Consider the following 25,569-nt stretch of genomic DNA (forward strand, 5'->3'; position numbering starts at 1 on the left):
GATGGCAAAGTTTTTAAATACCAGTGGTACTACTTACCATTTGGAAGAACTCATCAAAAAGTCATCTGACCGTTTAATTTTAATTAGCCCTTATCTAAAGCTCAATGAAAGAGTTAAAGAATTACTCGAAGACAAAAATCGCCTAAAAATTGATATTCGCATTGTATATGGTAAAAGTGATTTACAGCCCGAAGAGATTAATTGGCTAAAAGGCTTGGATTTCGTGCGTACCAGTTTTTGCAAAAATTTGCATGCCAAATGCTACATGAACGAGAATGAATGCATTATCACAAGTTTAAATTTATATGAATTTAGCCAAATCAATAACAATGAAATGGGCATTTTAATCGCTCGTGATGCAGATAATCAGCTATATAGCGATGCATATGAAGAAGCACAGCGTATTATTCGTATTAGTGAAGAAGTGAGAATGTCAGTTGACAAGGTAAATGAAATGTCAACGACATCAGAAAATAAAGAGTATGGCAAAATAACGATTGCTAAATTAGCCAGTCAGTTGGGTATGAAAACCCCAGAACTCTCTGCCAAAATGATTGAAAATGGTTATTTACAAGAAATTGCAGGCGAATTGCGTTTGACTCAACTTGGTAGTGAAAAGGGTGGTGAAGAAAAACGCGGCAAGTTCGGTATTTTTACCATTTGGCATAAAAATTTTAACTTTTGATAGCGTAACTAAAATTGTGGGAAAACATCATGTCACAGCAAAACCAAACTGAAAATGCAGCAACCGAAGCGCATGTGGAAGACATCCAAGACGTCAACGAACTCATCAAACAACGTCATAGCAAATTAGATTTAATCAAACAAGCAGGCAAAAACCCTTACCCAAACCAATTCAAACGCAAAGAATACGCCCAAGACTTGCAGCAGCAATTTGCCGATAAAGACAAAGAAACATTGGCAAACAGCGATAAAGTCATGGTAACTGTCGCCGGTCGTATCATGCTCAAACGGGTGATGGGTAAAGCCAGCTTTGTGACCATTGCCGACATGACAGGTCGTATCCAAGCCTATGTCAGCAAAAACGACTTGGGCGAAGAGATTTATAATGACTTTAAAACATGGGATATCGGTGACATTATTGGTGTGACAGGTTATGTATTTCGTACCAACACGGGTGAATTATCTGTGCATGCCACTGAAGTACAGTTATTGACCAAATCACTACGCCCACTACCAGACAAATTTCATGGGTTAAGCGATACGGAGGCTCGCTATCGTAGCCGTCACCTTGACCTGATGACCAATGAAGACAGCCGTAACGCCTTTATTATCCGTAGTAAAGTCATTGCTGGTATTCGTGAGTATATGCTTAACGAGCGTTACATGGAAGTCGAAACCCCGATGATGCACGTCATTCCAGGCGGTGCGGTGGCTCGTCCATTTGTCACGCATCATAATGCGCTTGATATGCCGCTTTTTTTACGCATTGCGCCAGAGTTGTACTTAAAACGTCTAGTCGTGGGTGGTTTTGAGCGTGTGTTTGAGATTAACCGTAATTTTCGTAACGAAGGGGTATCGGCGCGTCACAACCCAGAATTTACCATGATTGAGTTTTATCAAGCCTATGCCGATTATGAAGATTTGATGAAATTGACTGAAAATATGTTTGAAAAACTGGCAAACGATATTTTAGGTACCACCGAGATTGATTATCAAGGTGAAGCAATTAGTTTTAAAGCGCCTTTTGAACGCTTGCCAATGACCAAAGCGATTGAAAAATACGCGGATAATTTTGACATGAGCAAAATTGCAGACCGTGATTATCTAGCGGATTATGCCAAAAACGTACTCAAACAAGACGTTAAAGACATCTTTGGGATTGGTAAACTGCAAACCATCATATTTGAAGAAACTGCAGAAACTAAACTGCGTCAACCAACCTTCATCACAGAATATCCTGCCGAAACCTCACCGCTAGCACGCCGTAACGATGACAATAGCGAGATTACTGACCGTTTCGAACTATTTATCGGCGGGCGTGAAATTGCCAACGGCTTTAGCGAGCTCAATGACCCAATCGACCAAGCCGAGCGGTTTAAACAACAAGTGGCTGAGAAAGACGCAGGCGATGATGAAGCGATGCATTATGATGCAGAGTTTATCGAAGCATTGTCCTATGGCTTGCCACCGACTGCAGGCGAGGGCATCGGTATTGACCGTTTAGTGATGTTATTTACCAATGCACCAAGTATTCGTGATGTGATTTTGTTTCCGCATATGCGTCGTAAAGACGTCTGAAAAATTCCAATACAGCGTTAATATAGCGATAGCTTTCAAAACCGCAGTCACAGTAATGACTGCGGTTTTTTTATGATAATCCAGTCCTCAACAAAGCCAACCCTTACCCTTATTGAAGCCAGTAATATCAAAGATATCTTTTGAAACAAAACTAATAAAAAATCGGCTCAACTCACCAAATAATCAGTGTTAGACTAAACCGTATTTTTCGCTCAAACCCGTCTATTTTCTGACCTATCGTTGAGAAACGTTGACTATGACAGACCCCCGTTCAGACAAGCCTTTGGAAACCCCACCTGTTTTGCCGCCTACTTATCGTAAACCTAACAAATTTACTCTAATACTACCCTGGATTTTGTTACTGCTAGTGCTGTTGGCGGGTTTGTGGATGATGACCAAGCCACAGCTGCCTTGGCAAAAAAATCAAGCAGTGGTAGCCAGTCAGCCCGGTTGGCAGCCGCCGAAATCTGAGCCTGTCGATACCAAAAAACTCGGTGAAAATCCAAATGCTGCGGTGGCATCTTATCACAATGCTGTCGCTGTCGCTGCCCAGTCAGTCGTCAATATCTATACCACGCAAAAAATCGAGGAGCATCCCTATATGAATGACCCGATGATGCGCCGCTATTTTGAATATCACGGTATCCCCAATGGTGAAAGCGATAATACCAATTTAGGCTCGGGTGTCATTATTTCGCAAGATGGCTATATCGTCACCAACTCGCATGTGATTTCTAAAGCCGATAACATTATCGTGATGCTCAATGATGGTCGCAAGGCAACGGCAAAAGTCATCGGCAACGATGTAGAAAGTGATTTGGCGGTGATTAAGGTTGATTTGACAGGGCTGAAACCCTTAGGATTTCGTGAACAGTCGACCCAAGTGGGCGATGTGGTATTGGCAATTGGCAACCCGTTTGGGGTCGGTCAAACCGTCACCCAAGGTATTATCTCGGCAACAGGTCGCACGGGACTCGGTATCAACACGGTGGAAGATTTTATCCAAACCGATGCCGCTATCAATCCCGGTAACTCAGGGGGTGCGCTGGTCGATGCTTATGGTCAGCTGGTTGGTATCAATACCGCGATTTTTTCACGCTCAGGTGGCTCGATGGGTATTGGATTTGCCATTCCTACCGAGATTGTTAAGCTTGTGATGAATGGCATTATTAAAGATGGTAAAGTGCACCGCGGCTGGCTTGGGATCGAATTACAAAGTTCGATGAAAGACCCAACCAAGCTGAGTGATGACACCCAGGGCGTTGAAGTGATGAACGTGATGCGCGATGGTCCTGCCGCCAAAGCGGGCTTGCAAAAAGGGGATATCATCACCGCAATGGATAATAAACCTGTAGATGATGCCAACACGCTGATTCAAATGGTCGCACGTAAAGCACCCAACAGTGTGGTCAATCTACAAGTGATGCGTAATAAAGCACAAAGTAGCGTCAATGTGACCCTAGGCGAAAGACAACCCCAAGAGACTTTGACCGAGCTACCCACGTCACAAAACTTTGACCAAAACAATGATAGTGCTAATCAAAATGGCGCCAGCAATGAGGATGACATTCCAGCCGAGTTAATGGAATTACTGAAAAAACATCATTAAACGTTATTCAAAACTTCAAAAGTTTGCTGCGTTGCGGTTAGTCAGGTACTTTACCTGCTCTGGCTGCCTGCTGTTATTACCTGTTTTCATTACCTGCTAAGGTCAAACCACGCCCGCCATCCACTGCAATAATCTGCCCTGTGATATACGGGGCAGCTGCCAAAAATACCGCCACTTGCGCGATATCTTGCGGTGTGCCAATTCTTTTTAACGGTACGGCATGGCAGATTTTTTCAATCGTTTCAGCGGTGAGCGCTTGCTCAGTGCCTTCCATGGGTAGAATGTTAATACCCGGTGCAATGCCATTGACGCGGATAGCGGGCGCTAGTTCGATTGCTAGCGACTGCACCATCATTTGGTGCGCGGCTTTTGCCATGTTATAGACTGTATAACCCCCAAATGGCTTGCCATTGGCGTGAATGTCCAAAATGCTGATAATGCAGCCTTGCGATTTTTTTAGATAAGGGTATAAATATTGGCTGATAAATAACGGGGTTTGCGCATTGGTCAAAAATAAATTTTGCCAGTCTTGCTGAGAGATTTGACCAAAGGGCGTCGGGTAAAACCGTGAGGCATTATGAACCAAACAATCCAATCGACCAAAACTGTTGATTATTTGCCAAGTCAATTGTGGCAGCGTTTCAAAATCCTCTAAATCCCCTTGCACGCTTTTTGCTGACTGTGGGCGAATGGCATTACAGTAATCAACAAGTTCCATGGCTTCTGATTCACTGGTGTGGTAATGGATGATGATATTATAATTGGCTTGGTGCAGTGCCAGCACAAGCGCCCGACCAATTCGTTTGGCGCCACCTGTGACACACGCCACGCGGCACGGATTGGATACTTCGCTCATCGCTGCTTGATTCAACATCATTTGCTACCTATGGCTATTTGATTAATCGGTTTGTCGTTTTAATCATTCATGCTTTAATCCATATGAGCCCAATTGGTTGGGATTGGAAAACCCCATGATTATTACACACCTTGAACGAGCGACACAACTTTATCAAGCGCTGCAGGATTATCAGCAAAGCACCCATGCCTTTAGCCAAAGCATCACCAAATGGCGCACCAGGTCCTAACGATTTACCTTAAATCTACATAAAAAAAGAGCAGGGCTTATCCTGCTCTTAATTTTTGACACTTAAAAATTAGTTAGCTTTAAAATAGTTAACTTTAAAAAAAATTAGTTACCTTGCTCAAGCGTTTGTTGATAGGCTTGGTCAAAATTGACAGGCGCAAGTAACAATTGTGGGAAGCTACCACGGGTCACAATGTCACTGACCACTTCACGGGCATAAGGGAACAATACGTTTGGACAATACGCACCTAAAATTGCGCCCAATTGTTCTTCAGAGATATTTTGCAACATAAAGATGCCTGCTTGGTGTACTTCTGCGATAAACGCGGTTTCACCACCATTATTGGCAGTTACATTAACGGTTAATACCACTTGGTAGTGGTCGTCATCCAATTTTTCAGCGGCACTTGATAGGTTGATATCAAGCTCTGGTTGCCATTCACGGGTGAATACATCTGCACCCGGTACTTCTAATGACATATCTTTAACATAGATACGTTCTAGCGCCAGTTGTGGTAAGTTTTGTTCGTCTGCCATGGTAGTGTCCTCAATTAACTGTTTTTACGTGGATTATAACAATATGACAGCTTTAACTTTCTCTAAAAACTATCAACTGTATTTATAAAGGGTGTATTTTATTGAGTAAAGTTTTAATAAGTTAACGGGTTAATCCGCTAATAGACCATCAAGTTTGCCTTGACGCTCAAGACTGGCAAGTTGGTCATAACCACCAATAAAATTATCGCCAATAAAAATTTGCGGTACTGTGCGGTAATTATTGGTTTTTTGCGCCAATGCCTGACGTTCCTCTGTGGTCACATCATACATGTTAACTTCTTCAAACGCTTGCCCTTTATTTTTTAATAACATTTTAGCTTGCATACAGTAGGGGCAAGTCGGTGTGGTATAAATTTTCACCATAGCCATAACAATCTCCTTATTTCTGGATTTTTTAAAATGGGTTAAAAGCTTATTATCAGATACCGATGACATAATAAAGCGTTATTGATGGTTATGGGGCTTGGCGATTTAAATTTCAAATTGTGAACAGCCAAGCAGTCTTATTTGGTTTTGCCGGGCACGGTTTTTTCTACCACTAAAGGTAAACCTGCGGCTTGCCAATTGGTAATACCACCATCAAGACGATAAACGTTGTCTTTACCAATCATTGCCACTGCGGTACCCGCGGTCATACCCATTTGACAAACGATGATAATAGGATGGTCAGCACTGCGAAGTGTTTCAACGTGGTTTTTAAGCTCAGTAAACGGGATATTGCGGCTGCCTTTGATATAGCCTTTTTCAAAATCTTTTCGTGGGCGGATGTCAATCAGCTGAGCATTTTGGTTGTTAACCATCAAACCCACTGCATTTGGATTGATTTTTTTGCCGCCGCGTTTGTTCTCAAGCATAAAAAATAGCACAATTAGCACAAACATGGTGCCAAATAAAAATGGGTGATGACCCATAAACTCAAACCAACGTTCCAAGATATCCTCCACAGGGGCATGTCGTCAAAATTATTGTTTGATTGCCCATAAAAAATTGACTGTATTATAACGGTAGTTGTCAATTTTAAGAAACTTTTATTTAGTCTAATATTTAGTCTACTATTTGGTCTAAAACCGCAAGCTTAAAAATCCTGCGAAGCCGCTTCTTGTTGCAGAAGCACCAAATTATCCACCCGCCTTGCTAGCACTTGCCCTTCTGTCACCGCCTGCCACATCGCACAATTGGGCGTGGACTCGGTGTGTTTGCAATCGCGAAAACGGCAGTAGGGTGCAAGCGGCGCAAGCTCGATAAAGCCTTGCAAAATATCATCAGGGGTCAAATGCCAAAGCCCATATTCGCGAATACCGGGTGTATCAATAATGGCGCCTTTGCTGAGCGCCATTGGGTCAAACGCTAAAAATCGGCTGGTGGTGGTGGTATGTTGACCCAACTGTGAAATGGTTGAAATTTCATTGACTGATTGTCCCGCAGCAGGCAATAACTGGTTGACCAAGCTGCTTTTACCAACCCCTGATTGACCAGCAAAAATCACATTCTTGCCGGCAACGGTGTTTTTTAGGTGGGTTAAGTCACCACTCGATTGGGTCACCAAGGTGGCATAGCCAAGCTGTTGATAGGCTGACAGTAGCTCTGTCACCTCGCTATGACTACCATCCGCCAACAAATCGGCTTTATTTAAAATCAGCAATGGCGTGATGTCTGAGTGATGACAAGCCACCAAATACCGATCAATCAGCTGGGCAGACGGTAGCGGCAGTGGGGCAAATACGACTGCTAAAATATCAACATTGGCGGCGATGGGTTTGAGCTTGTGGTAACGGTCGGGGCGGTTGATGATGCTTTGTCTATCATAAATCGCTTCAATGCGTCCAAGTCCTGTATTTGGGTCAGCGACAAAGCGGACTTTATCCCCAGTGGCAATCAGTGGCAAGTTAGTACGGGTGTGACAACGCCAAACACTGTGCAGGGTGATGGGTTGCCAAAACGGCTCTGGCTCGTCAGCGGCGACAATCGGTTTTTCAGGCAGGGTTTGCGGTAGGCTAGTGGCTTGGACTTCAAGCTGCTTGCCAAAGTTTGCGACAACAATGCCATCCATCAGCTGGGCATCGTCCAGCACTTGCTGGGATTTTTGCTGTTTTTGGATGCGGCGGGTTTGCTGGTCAGTGAGTTTACGTTTACGGATTAACGCCATACGCTATCTACTACCTCAGCCACTAGGGGATTTTTTACCATACTAACACCTTATAAAATTTTACAATACTTTTGGACTCGCTACATGAGCACGCATGGCTACATGGGCAGGCATGAGCAATCGCCAACAAAACCGATATTTTACCTGTAAAATCTGCTAAGATGGCGGATTATTTGTTAAAGCGTATGAAAAGGCAGCAGTATGGCGGTTGATAAAAAACATCTGATTTGGATTGACCTTGAGATGACAGGTCTAGATACCCTCAACGATACCATCATCGAGATAGCGACGATAGTGACTGACAGTGAACTCAATATCCTAGCCGAAGGTCCTGTGTTTGCTATTCATACGCCTGACATTGTGCTCAACAGCATGGATGATTGGAACACGCGCCAACATGGGCAATCAGGACTGATTGACCGTATTCGCCGTAGTAACGTGACCATGGCGCAAGCAGAAACCGAAACCATTGCATTTTTGAGTAAATATGTCGAATCAGGACGCTCACCCATGTGTGGCAATTCGATTTGCCAAGACAGACGGTTTTTGGCACGTCAAATGCCAACGCTTGAGCGGTTTTTTCATTACCGCAATTTAGATGTGTCAACGGTCAAAGAGCTGGCTTATCGCTGGCGCCCCGATATTTTGTCAAGCTTTGAGAAAAAAGGAAATCATTTGGCACTTGACGATATCCGTGATTCGATTCGTGAACTGCGCCACTATAAAGCGCATTTTTTTAAATTTATTGGTTAACAGTAAATTTTTTAAAACGATACAATTCATATCATAATACTTGAAATTGTCCAAAAGTTTAGGCATCATAAGCTGACAAAAGGAATTTGTTAGCTTGACTTGAGACAAGTAAATCGAGATACAAATAAATCAGCGTGAGTGTAAATCGGCAATAGTTGTGAGCCCATCGTAAAAAAACTGGTTGTATCAACTCAAATTTATTCCAAGCCAGATTTATTTCAAGTCAGCGTTATTTTAAGCTAGTGGGTGACCGTTGACACTGGCACTTATTCCTATCTCATGGACGACATTAGGAGCCTGTCATGGACAATCTTGACACCCAAACCCCGCAATCTGTTTATTTCTTTGGGGGTGAAAAAAGGCGATCGGGTATCAACCATGCTGCCCCGTACACCGACAGCCATAACCGTGAAAAATTTAATCACATAAACCCACTGCTTTTAACACCAACAAAAATAACAGGTTAACGGAAAAACAATGCAAGTACAAAATAATACATTTTTGGTCACAGGCGGCGCGTCAGGTCTAGGTGAGGCGACAACCCGTTATTTGGTGGCGCATGGCGCAAATGTTATCATCGCCGATCTGAACCAAGAAGCCGGTGAGAAATTAGTGGCGAAATTGGGCGACAACGTGATTTTTGCAAAATGTGACATCACCAGCGAAGCGGATGTCAAAAATGCGATTGAGGCGGGTGTGAACAAATTTGGTAAATTATCAGGGTCAATCAACTGTGCCGGTATCGTGGTGGTGCAAAAATTACTGGACAAGGAAGGCAACCCAGCCGATTTAACCACCTTTACCCGTGGTATCCAGATTAACCTCATCGGCACTTTCAATGTGGTGCGACTGGCAGCGGCGGCGATGGCAAAAAATACTGCAGACAGTAATGAAGATAAAGGGGTGATTATCAACACCGCTTCAATTGCCGCATTCGATGGTCAGGTGGGGCAAGGCAGTTACTCGTCATCTAAAGCAGGTGTGGTGGGCTTAACTTTACCACTCGCGCGTGAGCTGCAGCGCCATCAAATACGTATTATGACCATCGCACCAGGGGTGTTCGGCACACCGATGATGGCAAGCCTGCCAGAAGCTGCCCGTACCAGTCTTGAGCAAGCCGTGCCTTTTCCCAAACGTTTGGGCAATCCAGAAGAATTTGCTAAATTGGTGGTACACATCATTGAAAATAGCTATCTTAATGGCGACGTCATTCGTTTGGACGGGGCTATTCGCATGGGTTAATTTAGGTGATTGTTGCCAGTAACTGCGCACAGTGACTGGCAACAGAGCCTATCAATTTAGCCATTTAAAAAAGCCACTCTGAAGAAGATTGGCTTTTTTTATTAACAATTTCACCGGGACTATTTGGTAAGTCACTATTTGGTGAGTATTAGGCGGTTATTACGGGTCAATCGAAGACGGTATTCTTCGCCGTCATGCTGAATGCGAATCTCTTTGGTCAGCGCAAATAAATGATTGGAATATAGCGTAGGCAAGGAACTTTGTTGGATGAGATTGGCACGATTTAATAAGTGTAGCATGGGATACTCCTTTTCTCTGTAAGATGGGCGAATAGTGTTTTTAATTGATAATGATTATCATTTATATTTAATGGGTCGTCAAGTGACTTTTTTCACTTTTTCATCAAATTTAATGCTTTATAATGGGTAATAATCAACAGTTTGAGAAAAATATGTCAAAAGTCGTTAATGTGGCAGTCGCGGTGATACATTTTAACAATCAATATCTACTGGGATTTCGCCATGTCAGTCAACACCAAGGCAATCGCTATGAATTTGTTGGGGGGAAAATTGAGCCAAATGAAACCCCAATACAAGGGTTAATCCGTGAAGTCCATGAAGAGATTGGCTTGGATATCGCGCAAGATACCGCAGTCAAAATGGGGGTGATACGCCATGATTATGCTGATAAAATCGTGGTATTGCACGTTTTTAAAATTCAAGTGAGCCAAGCCCAGTTTGATGGTTTACAAGAAGGTAAAGGCAAGGAAGGTCAAGCTGTCACATGGGTGCGCCAGTCAGACTTAGTTGCCAATCAGTACCCGCTGCCCGATGCCAATGCCCGAATTTTAGATTGGTTAAAATTGCCCAATGCGATTTATATCACGCAGCCCTTAGATAGCTTCGTTGGTGTGGATAAGTGGGTTGATTTTTATAGCCAAAAACTGCCCGACGATGCCCATTGTTATCTTCGCCCGCAAACCAGCGATGAAAATGCCACCGCTATGATTGATGGCTTACTAAGGATAAGGGCGGATATCACCCCGATTATTCAATATGCAACACTAGCGTGCTTATTTAAGTGCTTACCTGAGCGTTTAGATGCGTGGTTAAAAAACGGCATGGTACATTTAAATCACCAACAACTCATGACGCTGGATTTCTCAAGTTTATCAAAAAATTATCGCTATTTTGCCAGTTGTCATGACCAACATAGCCTAAGCAGATTAAATACCTTGGCAACATCGCATACTGTGATGGGCTGCTTTTTATCCCCGGTGAAAGCCACACCGACACACCCAGAAACCTTTCAAAGTGGGGGCATGGGCTGGCAAACCTTGAGTGAATTGGCAAAAATCTGTGATGTACCGGTATTTGCGCTGGGCGGGTTGGAGCAGGCAGATTTAGCCACCGCCTATGAGCATGGGGCGATGGGAATCGCGGGTATTCGGTTATTGGTCGACAAGGTATAAAAACTAGCCAACAGGTTGATTTTTTTGTTACAATTTTGTTACATATTTTGTGGGCGGTAGAACGATTTGCTTTTTTAACTTAGTCGGTTTGTTGTTTACACTGTGTACAATCTTTAACCTAATAAAAAACGCCCATAACCGTTTGGGCGTTGCTATTTGACAATAGCGCATTTATTGTAACAACTGGCTGACAAAAAAGGCCCCAATAATCACCGTTTGAGCGTTTATTTTGGGCTAAAATGAGTACTTTAATGCGCAGTAAGACTGAGCAAAATAAGGGGATATAGACAATGAAAATAATGAGTAAAAAAACGCTAGCAGTGGCAGGTATTGCAGGTACATTGCTTGCGATGAGTGCTTGCTCCACCACCCCCACCAAAACTACCGCAACCAAAACCACTGCCAAGCCCATAGGCGTTGGTAAAGCTCAGGCGGTGCAAAGCGTCGATTTAAACCGTTATGCGGGCAAATGGTACGAAATCGCCCGTTTACCGATGTTTTTTCAGCGTAACTGTGCCAGTGGATTTTGTCACGCACGCCCACGATGGATGAAGACACTTATCAAACAATGGTTGCTACCGCAAAATCTCAAGGCTATGATGTTAGTAAATTGCAAAAAACCGTACAAAACAGCCGATAAGCTAGGTAGTTGAAACACCCTGCTTTAAAATTGCTAAAACGCCTAAATTCCGTTACAATTTAGGCGTTTATTTTTGCTGCATTTTCCACAGATTTTATTTTTCCTTCACAAAAAAAGGTCATACTATGTCTGCCAATCTTTACCAAGACCACCTCGCTAATCGCAAAAATCAAGAAGCCCAAGCGGTTCAGTTGTTAGTTGAGCTAAATACCCTAGCCAATAAAGGCGTCGATGTGCTGTTTTTTGGCAACCGCATTGCGCTAAACCTTGTTGATATCATTGCCCATCATGACAAAAACGCCCTTAACATCGCTGATACACTCGCCTTTGCCACCGCGTTAAACGACCAAAATCTAAGCCATACCTCGGTGGACTTGGGTCAAGCGCTCAAATCAGGTAAACAAGCCGATAGCTTTACCAGCGGTGACGAAGTGCCTGCGACAGATGTCGTGTTGTACGGTTTTGGTCGTATCGGTCGTATTTTGGCTCGGTTGCTGATGAGCCGTCCTGCCTCAGACAAAGGCTTACAATTAAAAGCCATCGTCGTCCGTCCAGCCGGTGAAGCAGACGCTTTATTAAAAGACTTGGAAAAACGTGCAAGCTTGCTTGAGCGTGACTCGGTACATGGCTGGTTTGATGGCTCAGTGGTGGTGGATAAAGCAAACAGTGGTATCATCGCTAACGGTCGTTTTATCAAAGTCATTTATGCTGCTGACCCAAGCGAAATCGACTACACGTCTTATGGTATTGACAATGCCTTAATCATCGACAACACCGGTAAATGGAAAGATGAAGCAGGTCTTGGCAAGCATTTACAGTCAAAAGGTGCCAAAAAAGTGCTATTGACTGCCCCAGCGTCAGGCGATATCAAAAACATCGTCTATAATGTCAATGACGACACCATCGGCAGTGATACCATCGTGTCAGCGGCAAGCTGTACCACCAATGCGATTACCCCTACGCTCAAACTCTTAAACGATAAATACGGCATTGAAAACGGTCACATGGAAACCATCCATGCGTTCACCAATGACCAAAACTTGGTTGATAACCACCATAAAGCCGAGCGTCGTGGGCGTGCTGCAACCTTAAATATGGTAATGACAAGCACAGGCGCTGCCAAAGCGGTCAGTAAAGCGATTCCAGAACTAAAAGGCAAATTGTCAGGCAGCTCAGTACGTGTACCAACGCCAAACGTGAGCCTTGCGATTTTGAATTTGAATTTCAAAAACCCGGTCAATTCAAGCGATGAACTCAATGCCTTTATCAAAGAAGCCAGTCAGAGCGAACAATGGCAAGCGCAAATTGCTTATTCAGATTCGGATGAAGCGGTTTCTACCGACTTTGTGGGCTGTGAAAAAGTGGCGATTTGGGACGCCAAATCTACGCTTGCTCAAGAGAACCGTGCGGTGATGTACCTATGGTATGACAACGAAATGGGCTATAGCACCCAAGTATTGCGTGTCGCTGAAACCATGGCAAAAAACGCCTAAGTGTTCCTTAGCGTTAAGGACGATTACAAGACCGCTCAAGTTTGGGCGGTTTTTTATTGGATAAAATTTCAAACATCGATTGAGTTCAAATTTTTCTTGTTAAAATTCATGCTATAATACTTGGTTATTCAAGAATTTAAGGAAAGTCTTCAATGCGTTTTATCGATGAAGCAATCGTAACAGTCAAAGCAGGCGACGGCGGCAATGGTATCGTCAGTTTTCGCCGAGAAAAATACGTCCCCAAAGGCGGTCCTGATGGCGGTGATGGCGGCAAAGGTGGGGATGTGTACGTGGTGTGTGACGACAACACCAACACCCTCGTCGATTACCGGTTTACACGTCGCTATGATGCCAAACGCGGCGAAAATGGCGGCGCCAAAAACTGTTCAGGTCGTGGTGCGGATGATATCTATCTGTCTGTGCCCATCGGCACCACCGTGGTTGATACTGAAACAGGTGAGGTTTTAGCGGACTTGACCAAAAAAGGGCAAACGGCGAGGATTGCCAAAGGCGGTGACGGCGGGCAAGGCAATACCCATTTTAAAACCTCCACCAATCAAGCACCACGACGTGCCACCCCAGGTTTTCCAGGTGAATTAAAAGTCTTGAAGTTTGAGCTAAAAGTGGTGGCTGACGTTGGTCTTATTGGTCTGCCAAACGCGGGTAAATCCACCTTTATTCGTCAAGTCTCTGCTGCCAAACCCAAAGTGGCCAATTATCCGTTTACCACTTTGGTACCGAATCTAGGTGTCGTGGATGTGGGTAAACACCGCTCATTTGTCATGGCAGATATCCCAGGGCTCATTGAAGGCGCCTCTGAAGGGGCTGGACTGGGTATTCGCTTTTTAAAACACGTCGCTCGTACCCGTCGATTATTGCATCTTGTCGATGTACAGCCCATTGATGGTAGCGACCCTGTGGCAAACGCCCAAGTGATTTTTAATGAGTTAGAAAAATTCTCGCCAGAGCTATCAAAACTGCCACAGATTTTGATTTTAAATAAAATCGACCAAGTGCCCGCAGAAGAATTAAACCAACTTTGCACTCATATCGTGGCAGAGCTTGGTTGGACAGGGATGGTTTTTCGTACCTCCACGCTCACAGGCGAAGGGGTTGATGCCGTGGTTTGGCATTTGATGAACGAAATCGAGCAAGAGCGCGAGATGGAAGAAACCGATCCTGACTTTGCCGAAAGTCAGCGTTTGCGTTTTGAACGACTGGAAGCGGAAGTGCGCGCCAATACGGAAGAGCAAAAAGAAGCGTATCGTGCCAAACGTAAAGCTGAGCGTGAAGGTCGCGTATTGGATGAAGATGATTTTGATGACGACGACTACGATGACGATGATGGCGTGGAAGTGGTCTACGCACCTTAGCAGTAATTGAAATAGCTTTAAAAAGGTTAGCGCGGGCTAACCTTTTTTATTAGCTGAATGTAGATAAGAATAGGTCATTTTTTTAATGCTTTGACAATGTGGGGTAATTCACCATAAAACACCCCAATGCCTGTTCCCATCAAGCCATGATTGGCAAGTGAAATAGTCGACACGCGAATGACAGGTAAATCATCCCAACCAAAATGGGTCGCCAATAAATATTTAAGATACTCGGTGCTTTCATGATGCCCCGTATCTGTCAAATAGATAAACGCGGGTTGATTTGCGGCAAGTTTTTCGACGGTTTTTCCCATGGTAGTCAGGGTTTTTTCAAGCTTGCGCACTTTTTCCACCGCGACAATCTCACCAATTTGATTAATTTGCATAATCGGTTTGATATCAAATAAGTTGGCGACAAATACGGCAGGGGCGGACAATTTTTTGTTGCGAATAATATAGTCTAAGTCACTGAGGGTAAATAAAAATTCACTGCGACGTCGCAAATCGTCAAGCTTTTTTGCCACGTTTTCAAACGACTCACCTTGCTCAATCAACACTTTTGCCTCGTACGCCAGCGCCCCTTCAGCAATATTGAGTGTTTTGGTGTCATACACAAAGATGTGCAGACGATTGGCATAATGTACTTTGAGTTCTTCTAGCATGGGTAAGGTTTGGCTAAATTTGGACGAGATACCGCAAACAAATACCTCAGTGACCCCGCGAGCAATCAAATCATTAAACAACAGATGCATCTCATGGATGGATGGCGGAAATGTCCTTGCTACCGATTTGAGGTTGGTTTTCATGATGGTTGCCAGACGCTCACTGGTGATATTTTTACCATCGATAAAATCAACGTTATTGATGTTTACGTGTAAGCGCAGAATGTCCATGCCTTGCGACAATCCGAGGGCTTCAAGACAAGATGAGGAAGTGGTGACAACAGCTCTTTTCATAAATTTGATAAACCCAGTAGCCCATGAAGATGAGCAAATTTATATAAAAGCAAAGTTGATAGCAAGTTATCCTCATCTAAATTGAGAAAACCTCAAGTCGATATTTTTTAGTTGACAATGTCAATTTGTTTTTCCAATGGTTGCTACTTAATTGGGATAAAAATGCGTATGGCAAAAACGTGTGATATTTAACGGCTACCGGCATCGATTAGCATTTATAAAGCCAGTAAAAATTGTTACAATGCTCAGCCAAGCCATTATGGCATTTAATTTGATTAAAAAATTGCACTTGACTGATTATGACTGCCAACTTATGACTGCCACCGCCTCACCTAGCTCAACTAAAAAAGCCCTTAAGTCCAACACCATTGTGGTAAAAATTGGTTCATCGCTACTGACCAATAATGGTAAAGGCTTGGATCGCACCGCAATTTATGAATGGGCGAAGCAAATTGCCAAGCTGCATAATGAAGGCTACCAAGTATTGCTAGTGTCCTCAGGAGCAGTGGCAGAAGGGGTGGTGCGAATGAATTTGGAAGAACGCCCCAAAAAATTGCAAGCCTTGCAAGCCTGCGCCGCCATTGGGCAGATGGGCTTGATTGAAACTTGGTGGTCGGCGTTGATTCAGTATGGTGTACAAAGTGCGCAGTTGCTACTGACACATGACGATCTTGCCAATCGAAATCGTTATCTCAATACCGCTAGTACGTTAAATCAGCTACTTGAATGGCGCGTGCTACCGGTCATTAATGAAAATGACACCGTCAGTGTCGATGAAATCAAATTTGGTGATAATGACAGTCTAGGTGCGATGGTGGCAGCCATGGTCAAAGCTGATTTATACATTATATTGACCGACCAGCAAGGCGTATTCACCGATAATCCTCGCACCAACCCGGATGCAAAGCTGATTAAGACTGAGCGGGCAATGGCAGATTATTTGTTTGACGTGGCGGGAGATGGCGGCAAATTGGGTCGTGGCGGGATGATTACCAAAATTCGTGCGGCAAGGCTTGCGGCAATGGGTGGTTGTCCCACCGTGATTGTCAGCGGCAGCATCGATAACGTGATTAATCGCGTGGTCAAAGGGGAATCCTTAGGTACGATGCTCACCACCAATGACGATGATAAACGCATTGCCAAAAAACAATGGTTAGCCGCGCATCTGCGTATGGCAGGTCGCTTGGTGATTGACGATGGCGCAGTGGATGCCATCATTAAAAATAACAAAAGCTTATTGCCTGTCGGCGTGATTGAAGTGCAAGGTGATTTTGATGAGGGCGATGTAGTGGAGTGCGTTGATAAAACAGGAGTGCGTATCGCGGTAGGTCAGGTGGATTTCTCATCAAGTGAAGCTAAGCGCATCGCTCGCAAACGCAATAGCGACATCGAAGCGATTTTGGGTAAAAATGAGGAACGCCACGTGATGGTACATCGTGATAATATGGCGATTATCGTATAATTTTCGACAATTTTTGATTGAAATTTAACTAATTTTAGACTGATTCAATAGTATTTTTACCCAATAGTATTTTTACCCAATAGTATGTTTACCCAATAGTATTTTTAGCCAAGATTATTTTTACCCAAGATTATTTTTAAAGGCAACGACATGACCCATAATTTTCCGATGTTAAAAAATGACCGTATTTTAAGAGCCATGCGTTTTGAGTCAGTGGATGTGACCCCAGTGTGGATGATGCGACAAGCCGGTCGATATTTGCCTGAGTATAAAAAAACCCGTGCCCAAGCCGGTGATTTTCTATCCCTATGCAAAAATACCGATCTGGCGACGGAAGTCACCATTCAGCCATTTCGCCGTTTTGAGTTGGATGCGGCGATTTTGTTTAGTGATATTTTAACCATTCCTGATGCGCTCGGTTTGGGTCTATATTTTGAGGCAGGGGAAGGTCCAAAATTTCACAAAACTGTCAGAAGCATGGCAGAGGTTGAAGCTTTGCCAACCGTCGCGATGGCAGATGCACTCGACTATGTGATGAAAGCGGTGACCAGTATTCGTCATGCGCTGGCAGGTCGTGCGCCATTATTTGGCTTCTCGGGTAGTCCGTGGACGTTGGCGACCTATATGATTGAAGGCGGTAGTTCTAAAGAGTACCGCTATGCCAAAGCCATGTTGTATGGCGAGCCTGACACCTTGCATGCGCTGCTCGCTAAAATCACCGATGCCGTGATTGATTATTTGCTAGCGCAGATAGCAGCGGGGGCGCAGTTAGTACAAATTTTTGATAGTTGGGGCGGAGCATTGGCGCATCGCCAGTTTGTTGAATTCTCGCACCATTACAACACTAAAATTGTCGCGGCGATCAAAGCAACATACCCAGAGGTACCTGTGGTATTATTTACCAAAGGTGGCGGCTTGTGGTTAGATACCCAATGCCACAGTGGCGCGGATGCGCTAGGACTTGATTGGACGATGCCACTAGATAGAGCGCGCAGCATCGTCTTTGAACAGCAAAAAGCATTGACCAAATTGCGCAACAAGCAGCATACAGGCATCGCGCTGCAAGGTAATCTTGACCCAGCGACATTATTTGCATCGCCTGAGCATATTCGCCAGCAGACGCATTTGATGTTACAAGACGCCTACAGCCTCGGTGACAGAACAGGCTATATAGCAAACCTAGGTCATGGGATTAACCAATGGGTTAATCCTGACCATGCCAAAGCTTTTATTGATGCGGTGCATGAATACAAACTTTAATAACAATATTAGGAGACGACCATGATCAAAGTAGGTATTGTCGGTGGCACAGGCTACACTGGCGTAGAGCTAATTCGACTATTGAGTCGTCATCCACAGGCACAAGTGACGATGCTGACATCGCGCTCAGAAGCGGGCAGACGCGTCGATGATATGTTTCCAAGTTTGCGGGGCGTGACCGATTTAACGTTTTCGGATTTGGATGAAAAAAAATTAGCCGCATGTGATGTGGTATTCTTTGCTACTCCCCATGGCGTCGCCATGAAGCATGCCAGATTTTTAACCGAAAATGGCACTAAAGTCATTGATTTGGCGGCAGATTTTCGTTTGCAGTCGCTACAAGATTTTGAAGCTTGGTATAAACTTGAACATACTTGCCCCGATATTTTAAAAGACGCTGTGTATGGGTTACCCGAAGTCAATCGTGATGCCATTGCCAAAGCCAAGGTCATTGGCAACCCAGGTTGTTACCCCACCACGGCGATTTTGGGATTAAAACCGCTAATCGATGCCCAAAACAGCAAGCAGCAGGCATTGATTGAGCCTTGGATTATTATTGATGCCAAATCAGGGGTCTCAGGTGCGGGTCGCCAAGCCAAAATGAATTTATTGTTTAGCGAGACCTCGGATAGTTTTAGTGCCTATGGCGTGGCAGGTCATCGTCACGCTCCAGAGATTACCCAAGGGATTGACCAAATATTGGGTCAAAGCAAACGCTTTCAGCCGCATGATATCCGCTTTGTACCCCATTTAGTACCCATGATTCGCGGTATGTTTACCACGATTCATGTTCGCTTGACGGCGGCGGGTCAAGCGTTAGATTTACAATCTTTGTATGAAACCAGCTATCAAAATGAATATTTTGTAGACGTCATGCCAAAAGGGATGTACCCAGATACCCGTAGTGTACGCGGTAGCAATTATTTAAGAATTGCGGTGCAAACACTAGAAAATAGCCTGATGGCGACGATTTTGGTGGTACAAGATAATTTGGTCAAAGGTGCGGCAGGACAAGCCGTGCAAAATATGAACGTGATGTTTGGGCTTGCAGAGCAAACAGGGTTGGAATTGGTCGCCGTAGTGCCTTAAGGTATTTCTTTAATAAGGGGTTTTCTTAAGCTATTTATGGTCAGCCTGTTTAGAAATTTTAATGCCATAACAAGCATTGCTTTATTTTTTTTAGCCAAAAAAATATGACGCTATGATGAAATGGGCTAACTTTATTATTTTTTCAGTCGATAAATTTAGCTGAATTCATCATAATTTTTGTTTATAATGGGATTCGCTTTAATGGATGTCATATTCATCAACCCTTTTTGAGCTATCATCAGTACTGTGATTATCCATGTTTTGATCGTTTTTCAATTTGAGTATCTCTATGGATTTGCCCGAAGATAATAACTCTTCTCAATCTTTGCCAGAAGCACAACGTAATTATATTACCCAACCCAACAAGGTGTCTGGGTGGTTGATTGCGTTTGGGGTTAGCTTGTTGTTAGTCGCCATCATTGCACTGGTGTTAGGTCAACGCATTGGTTATCATCGCGGCTTAAGCTTTGCGGCTGAAGAAGCGAAAAAAACCGCCGCAGGTCTTGAAATCTCAGCAGAAAACATCAAATCATTAAAGCTAAAATCTGATACGTTGCAAAGCCAATTAACCACCGCGCAGCAAGAGCGTGATATCAGCTTGGCGAACCTATCAGCACTGCGTACCGATATTCAAGATCTAAAAGTGACCAACTTACAGCTTGAACAAGGTCAGCAATTCTTAACCACGTCGCTTGCCAAAAAAGGCGGTATGAGTTTACAAGTCATCGGGGCAAAAATCGCACCGTTGCCAGAAAACGCCTATGAATATCGCTTTGATGTCGGTATGGTCGATCCGTCAAATCAGCCAAAAAATCTGATACCAAAATTGACCTTGCTTGATGAAGTTAATATGGTCGAAGTCCCATTGCAACCCAATAGTTACTCGATTCATGGGATTGCAAGAATTCGCGGGCGTTTTTTGATGCCTAAAAACTTTGTACCCAAACAAGTAAAACTTGAATTAACCGTCGGCAACCAAAAAACTGAGCAAGTGTATGATTGGCAACTCGGGCAACCGATTGATAACATGCCATATACGCTTGAAGAAACGCCTGAAGCGGATAAACGGCCTGTGAGTTCAACCGATAGCACGCCAGTGGCAAGCACAGCCAATACGCAAAAATCTGCGCCAGCGACTGCTGCAAAGTAGTATAATCAATGTTTCGTCTAATCTTAGGTAAATGTTCAATTAATGATGCTTCAAACGCTTAATTTTTCTCGTCAATCAGTCGTGTCACAGTCAACCACCACTAATATGGATTGGCATCTACCGACATGGTTGCCAACACAGTCCCCTAAACAGCCACCTAGCCAATCACCAAATTCATTGCCAGCCCGTTTGACTGATATAGATGGCGAGCCAAATACCGACCCCGTCGAAGATGTGCTATTGGCTGACCCTGAACTGAAAAAACCACAGATGTATGCGGTGGTCATGTATAACGATGACTATACGCCGATGGAATTTGTGGTGGATGTTTTACAAAATCATTTTAAACATACGCTAGATTCCGCTATCAGTATTATGCTTGCCATTCATCACCAAGGCAAAGGCATTGCCGGTATATACCCTAAAGACATCGCAGAAACCAAAGCCCAAGCCGTCAACCGTGAAGCGCGTCAGGCAGGCTATCCGTTATTGAGTCAAATTGAGCCGCAAGGTTAGTGGCATTTTGCTATTTAACCCCGTTTTATTTTGGGTAGCACCTTCTTTCTATTTTTTTATTCATCATTGAAATTTTTGCCATTTTAAAACCCGCCATTAACTACGTTTTATCACTTGAATTTATTAGCAATGTCATTATATTAAACCTAATGATTTTGATTTTTCCCATTTTGTCATCTTTCATTTTTACTTCCTTTTAACCGAACTGAGCATGATTAGCCAGATATCCATAAGATATTTGGTGCTGAGGTGACGGCAAATGAAACTTGAGAAAACATCAACGCAAATAACCATCAACACCTATAACGACGTCAAACCAATTAAAGCGCATGATTTTTCAAGTAGGGCAAAATCAAAAACCGTCGGTGACAAGTATTAAGGACATCTTATGTTAAGTTTAGAATTACAAAGCACGTTGCGGTTGGTAGTGACACTCGCAAAACAACGTGCGCATGAATATTTAACGGTCGAGCATTTGCTATTGGCACTGCTAGAGAATGAAAATGCGGTAGAAGCCTTGGTGGCTTGTGCAGTCAATGTGGATCAGCTTGGCAAAGATTTGACCCAGTATATTGATGAACACACCCCAACGGTCGATATCAACGAAGATTACTCGCCACAACCGACGCGCAGTTTTGACCGTATCTTGCAGCGGGCGATTTTTCATGTGCAATCGATTGCCAGCAGCCGTTTGGTAGAAGGTTCAGATTTGCTAGTGTCGATGTTCTCAGAGCATGACACCTACGCGGTATACTTGCTTAAAAAACAAGGGGTTACGCGGCTTGAGTTAACCCAGTACCTATCGCATGGCCAAGACAAAAAAGTACGCGACAAATTAACTAGTGTTGAAACTGAAGAAACGGGTGAAAAAGCTAATAAAGACCCATTGACTGAATTTACCATTAATCTCAATCAAAAAGCCTCTACGGGCGGCACCGATCCGTTAATTGGTCGCCAAGCAGAAATCGAGCGTACCGCGCAGATTTTATGCCGTCGCCGCAAAAATAATCCCCTACTGGTGGGTGACCCAGGGGTGGGTAAAACGTCGATTGCTGAAGGATTGGCATGGCTAATTGTCAATGACAAAGCACCCAAACCATTATCAGGTTGTGTGGTTTATAGTTTAGATATTGGTGCGCTGATTGCCGGTACAAAATACCGCGGTGATTTTGAAAAACGGATGAAAGCGCTATTAGATGCCTTAAAAGCCAAGCCCAATGCGATTTTATTTATTGATGAAATCCATATGATTATTGGCGCAGGCTCATCAATGAGCAGCAATATGGATGTGTCAAATTTAATCAAACCTGCTTTGGCATCCGGTGAGCTGCGTTGTATCGGCTCAACCACCTTTACCGAATACCGCCAAGTGTTTGAAAAAGACCATGCCTTAAGTCGTCGTTTCCAAAAAGTTGATGTTAACGAGCCATCGATTGATGAAACGATTGATATTCTACGCGGTCTGAAAAAACAATATGAGAAATTCCATAACGTAAGTTATACCGATCAGGCGCTACAAAGTGCTGTGCATTTGGCGGTAAAACACATTCACGAACGCTTTTTGCCTGACAAAGCCATTGATGTGATTGATGAAGCGGGTGCATTTGTTCGCCTGCAAAAACAAGCTGAAAATCAGGTTGAATCTAGTGTGGACAGCAATCAATCCGTTGATGCCGTCGCAAATGACAAGCTATCAAATCAGCCTGTGGTGGATGAAGACGCACTTGTCGATGATTTGGATGCTAGCCATGCAGCAGATGGTGTTGTCGAACCTGAAGCTATGTTAAGCGAAGCCGATAATAAAGTAATTGATGCGGCACAACAAGATGGCGAAGTGGTGATTGATGTCCCGCAAATTGAATACATTATTTCAAAAATTGCGCGCATCCCACCAAAATCAGTCTCAACGGATGACAAATCGGTGCTGCAAAATCTTGAAAGCAACCTAAAACATTTGGTGTTTGGTCAAGATGAAGCCATCAAAAACTTGGCAGATGCCATCAAGTTGTCACGTGCAGGATTAAAACCCGATGATAAACCGATTGGTTCGTTCATGTTTGCCGGTCCTACGGGTGTCGGTAAAACTGAAGTCAGTCGTCAGTTAGCGAATTTATTAGGCATTGAGCTGGTTCGTTTTGATATGTCTGAGTATATGGAAGCACATACGGCGTCACGCTTGATTGGGGCACCGCCAGGCTATGTGGGCTTTGATCAGGGTGGTTTATTGACCGAAAAAATCAATCAATTCCCCCATTGTGTACTATTGCTAGATGAGATTGAAAAAGCCCATCCTGATGTATTTAACTTGCTGCTCCAAGTGATGGATCATGGCTCGCTCACTGACAATAACGGCCGTACATCAAGCTTTAAACAAGTGATACTGATTATGACCACCAACGTCGGCGCTGATAGCATCAGTCGCAACAGCATGGGCTTTACCAAACAAGACCATAGCCGCGACAATAGTGAAGCGATGAAACGGATGTTTACCCCAGAGTTTCGCAATCGTTTAGATGCCATCATTCAATTTAACCCATTGGATCAAAATGTCATTGTATCTGTGGTTGATAAGTTCTTGGTTGAGCTGCAAGCCCAGCTCGATGACAAAAAAGTGGTGCTTGAAATTGATGATGAGGTCAGAAATTATCTGGCAGAAAAAGGTTACGATCGTCTCATGGGTGCACGCCCAATGAACCGCTTGATTCAAGATGAAATCAAAAAACCATTGGCAGAGCAAATATTATTTGGTGATCTGGTCAATGGCGGTACGGTGTCGATTCGTATGAATGCCGATAAAACAGCGATTGAGCTTGTGCCCATTGATGAAAAGCAAATCGATAATGTCTAGGTCTAGGTTTAGTAATATCTAGTATAAAAAAAGGAGCCACTGAGCTCCTTTTTTTATGCCTGCTGATGATACTTAACGACTATACTTAATAAATGCGCTTAATAATTACACAAAACCAAATTTGGGTTTTTCTGCTTGTTTCTCTCGATAGGACAGATGATCCATGTTGGTTAGCTCTGCCAATGAGTGCGGTTTATTGACGGTGATAGCTTTATCAATCGATGCCAAAAACGCGTTGGATTTTTCAACGGACAATTCTTTGAATTTATACTCAGCTATCAATCGACCTTTACGCAGCAGCGCGGGGTCAATTTTCGAGATATCGGAGTTAAAGGTACAAATAAACTGACACTCCAACACATCTGACAGCATACCATCAGCAATGTTCAAAATCGCCGATACCACATCGGTATTGGCGTTATCAATGCTACGCTCGGCAATGTAGTTTTCACAGTCTTCAAGCACTAATACCGAGTTTTTGTTATCCACCAATAGTGACATAAATTCAGGATTGGTCAAATACCCAATCATGGTAGTGGGTACAAAGATGAATTTTTTATTAGGCACTTGGCTGGTTAGCCATTTGATATAGTTAGTTTTTCCTGAACCCGCCACGCCATGCAACAGTACCACGCCTTTACCATCGTGATTGAGCGATTCTTTGATATGCTGATGCACGGGCAGAAAATCCTCGTGATACATGGTATCTAAATTGATGGGAAATGGCTTGATACGATGGGTTTTAAACACAAAACCATGGACTTCTTTAAGTAAAATCGATACTTTAGCCTCTTGCGAGACATACTTTTGCAAGTATTCATCAAACACGTTTTTGACACTTGCCGCCGAATGCGGATTGGTCGAAATATAGTAAATACTGACGACTTTTAACAAGCCTGACTCAAAGATGTATTCGTCATAGTCATTTGACAAATCTTCATTGGTGAGCATGAACACTTCATATTTGGGATGAAAATAACAAGCTTCACGCTCATACAATGTATTATTTTTATGCGAATAGGCGACGGTAGTAAAATCGGTGCAACGCTCAAAATCTTTAAGCTGCTCTTTACGAATCACCATATCATGGTTGCCAACATGTACCCCAGGGAAAATATCATCGAGTAGCGACTCAAAAGGGTTATATTTGCTAGCGTATTGGATGTTGTCTTCAATAAGTTGAACAGTATAGGGCGGCTCAGACGAGGCGCTGAGCAGCTTTCGCGATTGATAATAGGGCGATTGTAAAATTTTCATAGGAATATAGGCTTATAAAAGGCAGTAGAAAAATTAACATAGTTAGCAGTAAACAAGCTAACTATAGAGATGGGGCAGTTAATACTAGATGCAAGCTAAAAAGTAGCTAGTTAGAAATCAGTTAAAAAATTTTTAGCAACACAGTGAGCAACATACTGGCTAACAGTAAGGCAGTAAGTAAGCAATGGTGAGATAAGATAGACAGGAATTTTGGGCATAAAAAAACCTGCGAGAGGCAGGTTAATTTAACTAATACCGATTTGAGTGGTGGGGCTGAAGAGACTCGAACTCTTACACCTCGCGGCGCTGGAACCTAAATCCAGTGCGTCTACCAATTTCGCCACAGCCCCATGAGTTGCCTCAAAGTGTTGACTCAATATTTGTATCAGTGTCTTTGTGG

General features: G+C 43.5%; 23 protein-coding genes, 1 tRNA gene and 1 pseudogene. 16 read left to right on the forward strand and 9 right to left on the reverse strand.

Translation table 11 applies throughout. From position 1 onward, the window contains the following. The first annotated feature begins 1 nt into the window (after position 1). The 3 genes from RTN07_RS08235 to RTN07_RS08245 all read left to right on the forward strand — a co-directional run bounded on the left by RTN07_RS08235 (position 2) and on the right by RTN07_RS08245 (position 3,871). Positions 2-685, forward strand: coding sequence for a phospholipase D family protein (locus tag RTN07_RS08235; RefSeq protein WP_203172077.1), 684 nt, complete (start codon positions 2-4; stop codon positions 683-685). 29 nt (positions 686-714) lie between these two features. After that, on the forward strand, positions 715-2,262 hold the full coding sequence (lysS, locus tag RTN07_RS08240; RefSeq protein WP_312177315.1) for a lysine--tRNA ligase: 1,548 nt from the start codon (positions 715-717) through the stop codon (positions 2,260-2,262). 256 nt (positions 2,263-2,518) lie between these two features. Beyond that, positions 2,519-3,871 carry a S1C family serine protease gene (locus tag RTN07_RS08245; RefSeq protein ID WP_312177317.1) on the forward strand — a complete coding sequence of 451 codons (1,353 nt, stop codon included), beginning with the start codon at positions 2,519-2,521 and terminating at the stop codon, positions 3,869-3,871. Positions 3,872-3,947: 76 nt separating this feature from the next. Here the strand turns inward: RTN07_RS08245 and RTN07_RS08250 are convergent, their stop codons facing one another. The 5 genes from RTN07_RS08250 to rsgA all read right to left on the reverse strand — a co-directional run bounded on the left by RTN07_RS08250 (position 3,948) and on the right by rsgA (position 7,659). Continuing rightward, entirely contained in the window at positions 3,948-4,748 is an 801-nt protein-coding gene (locus RTN07_RS08250; protein WP_312177320.1) for a pteridine reductase, read from the reverse strand. Positions 4,749-5,060: 312 nt separating this feature from the next. Continuing rightward, on the reverse strand, positions 5,061-5,492 hold the full coding sequence (secB, locus tag RTN07_RS08255) for a protein-export chaperone SecB (RefSeq protein WP_159374966.1): 432 nt from the start codon (positions 5,490-5,492) through the stop codon (positions 5,061-5,063). 129 nt (positions 5,493-5,621) lie between these two features. After that, a complete protein-coding gene (grxC, locus tag RTN07_RS08260; RefSeq protein ID WP_100270201.1) occupies positions 5,622-5,882 on the reverse strand; it encodes a glutaredoxin 3 in 261 nt (86 codons plus the stop codon). Between the two features lie 134 nt (positions 5,883-6,016). Beyond that, positions 6,017-6,445, reverse strand: a complete 429-nt coding sequence (locus tag RTN07_RS08265) for a rhodanese-like domain-containing protein (RefSeq protein WP_312177327.1) — start codon at positions 6,443-6,445, stop codon at positions 6,017-6,019. Between the two features lie 143 nt (positions 6,446-6,588). Then, on the reverse strand, positions 6,589-7,659 hold the full coding sequence (gene rsgA / locus RTN07_RS08270; protein ID WP_312177329.1) for a ribosome small subunit-dependent GTPase A: 1,071 nt from the start codon (positions 7,657-7,659) through the stop codon (positions 6,589-6,591). A gap of 201 nt (positions 7,660-7,860) precedes the next feature. Here rsgA and orn point away from each other — a divergent pair, with 201 nt between their 5' ends. From orn to RTN07_RS08285, 3 genes are all read left to right on the forward strand, one after another. Continuing rightward, entirely contained in the window at positions 7,861-8,412 is a 552-nt protein-coding gene (gene orn / locus RTN07_RS08275; RefSeq protein WP_076774072.1) for an oligoribonuclease, read from the forward strand. A 302-nt stretch (positions 8,413-8,714) separates the two neighbouring features. After that, positions 8,715-8,879, forward strand: coding sequence for a hypothetical protein (locus tag RTN07_RS08280; RefSeq protein ID WP_157819377.1), 165 nt, complete (start codon positions 8,715-8,717; stop codon positions 8,877-8,879). Positions 8,880-8,889: 10 nt separating this feature from the next. Beyond that, positions 8,890-9,654: a 3-hydroxyacyl-CoA dehydrogenase gene (locus RTN07_RS08285; RefSeq protein ID WP_312177333.1), complete on the forward strand. Its 765-nt coding sequence runs from the start codon at positions 8,890-8,892 to the stop codon at positions 9,652-9,654. Between the two features lie 134 nt (positions 9,655-9,788). Here the strand turns inward: RTN07_RS08285 and hemP are convergent, their stop codons facing one another. Next, positions 9,789-9,953 (reverse strand): hemin uptake protein HemP, encoded by a 165-nt coding sequence (gene hemP / locus RTN07_RS08290; RefSeq protein WP_007114963.1) that lies wholly within the window; start codon positions 9,951-9,953, stop codon positions 9,789-9,791. Between the two features lie 152 nt (positions 9,954-10,105). Here hemP and RTN07_RS08295 point away from each other — a divergent pair, with 152 nt between their 5' ends. From RTN07_RS08295 to obgE, 4 genes and pseudogenes are all read left to right on the forward strand, one after another. Further along, a complete protein-coding gene (locus RTN07_RS08295; protein ID WP_312177336.1) occupies positions 10,106-11,125 on the forward strand; it encodes an NUDIX domain-containing protein in 1,020 nt (339 codons plus the stop codon). A gap of 290 nt (positions 11,126-11,415) precedes the next feature. Then, positions 11,416-11,765, forward strand: a pseudogene (locus RTN07_RS08300) (lipocalin family protein). Positions 11,766-11,890: 125 nt separating this feature from the next. Then, complete coding sequence (locus RTN07_RS08305) at positions 11,891-13,258, forward strand: glyceraldehyde-3-phosphate dehydrogenase (RefSeq protein WP_312177339.1); 1,368 nt, start codon at positions 11,891-11,893, stop codon at positions 13,256-13,258. A gap of 152 nt (positions 13,259-13,410) precedes the next feature. Continuing rightward, positions 13,411-14,631, forward strand: coding sequence for a GTPase ObgE (gene obgE / locus RTN07_RS08310; RefSeq protein WP_076774077.1), 1,221 nt, complete (start codon positions 13,411-13,413; stop codon positions 14,629-14,631). A 74-nt stretch (positions 14,632-14,705) separates the two neighbouring features. Here the strand turns inward: obgE and RTN07_RS08315 are convergent, their stop codons facing one another. Then, a complete protein-coding gene (locus RTN07_RS08315; RefSeq protein ID WP_144917849.1) occupies positions 14,706-15,587 on the reverse strand; it encodes a DegV family protein in 882 nt (293 codons plus the stop codon). A 313-nt stretch (positions 15,588-15,900) separates the two neighbouring features. On the opposite strand from RTN07_RS08315, the gene proB reads away from it, so the two are divergent. From proB to clpA, 6 genes are all read left to right on the forward strand, one after another. After that, positions 15,901-17,049 (forward strand): glutamate 5-kinase, encoded by a 1,149-nt coding sequence (proB, locus tag RTN07_RS08320; RefSeq protein WP_312177340.1) that lies wholly within the window; start codon positions 15,901-15,903, stop codon positions 17,047-17,049. Between the two features lie 150 nt (positions 17,050-17,199). Continuing rightward, entirely contained in the window at positions 17,200-18,309 is a 1,110-nt protein-coding gene (gene hemE, locus RTN07_RS08325; protein WP_312177342.1) for a uroporphyrinogen decarboxylase, read from the forward strand. A 21-nt stretch (positions 18,310-18,330) separates the two neighbouring features. Then, positions 18,331-19,398, forward strand: coding sequence for an N-acetyl-gamma-glutamyl-phosphate reductase (gene argC, locus RTN07_RS08330; protein ID WP_312177345.1), 1,068 nt, complete (start codon positions 18,331-18,333; stop codon positions 19,396-19,398). 289 nt (positions 19,399-19,687) lie between these two features. Beyond that, entirely contained in the window at positions 19,688-20,548 is an 861-nt protein-coding gene (locus RTN07_RS08335; RefSeq protein ID WP_312177347.1) for a hypothetical protein, read from the forward strand. 45 nt (positions 20,549-20,593) lie between these two features. Next, positions 20,594-21,064 (forward strand): ATP-dependent Clp protease adaptor ClpS, encoded by a 471-nt coding sequence (locus RTN07_RS08340; RefSeq protein ID WP_409455555.1) that lies wholly within the window; start codon positions 20,594-20,596, stop codon positions 21,062-21,064. 388 nt (positions 21,065-21,452) lie between these two features. Further along, positions 21,453-23,912 (forward strand): ATP-dependent Clp protease ATP-binding subunit ClpA, encoded by a 2,460-nt coding sequence (gene clpA, locus RTN07_RS08345; RefSeq protein WP_312177350.1) that lies wholly within the window; start codon positions 21,453-21,455, stop codon positions 23,910-23,912. 105 nt (positions 23,913-24,017) lie between these two features. Here the strand turns inward: clpA and RTN07_RS08350 are convergent, their stop codons facing one another. Beyond that, the gene (locus tag RTN07_RS08350; protein ID WP_099834175.1) at positions 24,018-25,169 is read right to left on the reverse strand and encodes an AAA family ATPase; all 1,152 of its coding nucleotides are present in this window, start codon (positions 25,167-25,169) and stop codon (positions 24,018-24,020) included. Between the two features lie 265 nt (positions 25,170-25,434). Beyond that, positions 25,435-25,519: transfer RNA gene (locus tag RTN07_RS08355), tRNA-Leu, on the reverse strand. Positions 25,520-25,569 lie beyond the last annotated feature (50 nt).

The sequence above is a fragment of the Moraxella sp. CTOTU46934 genome (genome assembly GCF_031979465.1).
GTDB lineage: Bacteria > Pseudomonadota > Gammaproteobacteria > Pseudomonadales > Moraxellaceae > Faucicola > Faucicola tetraodonis.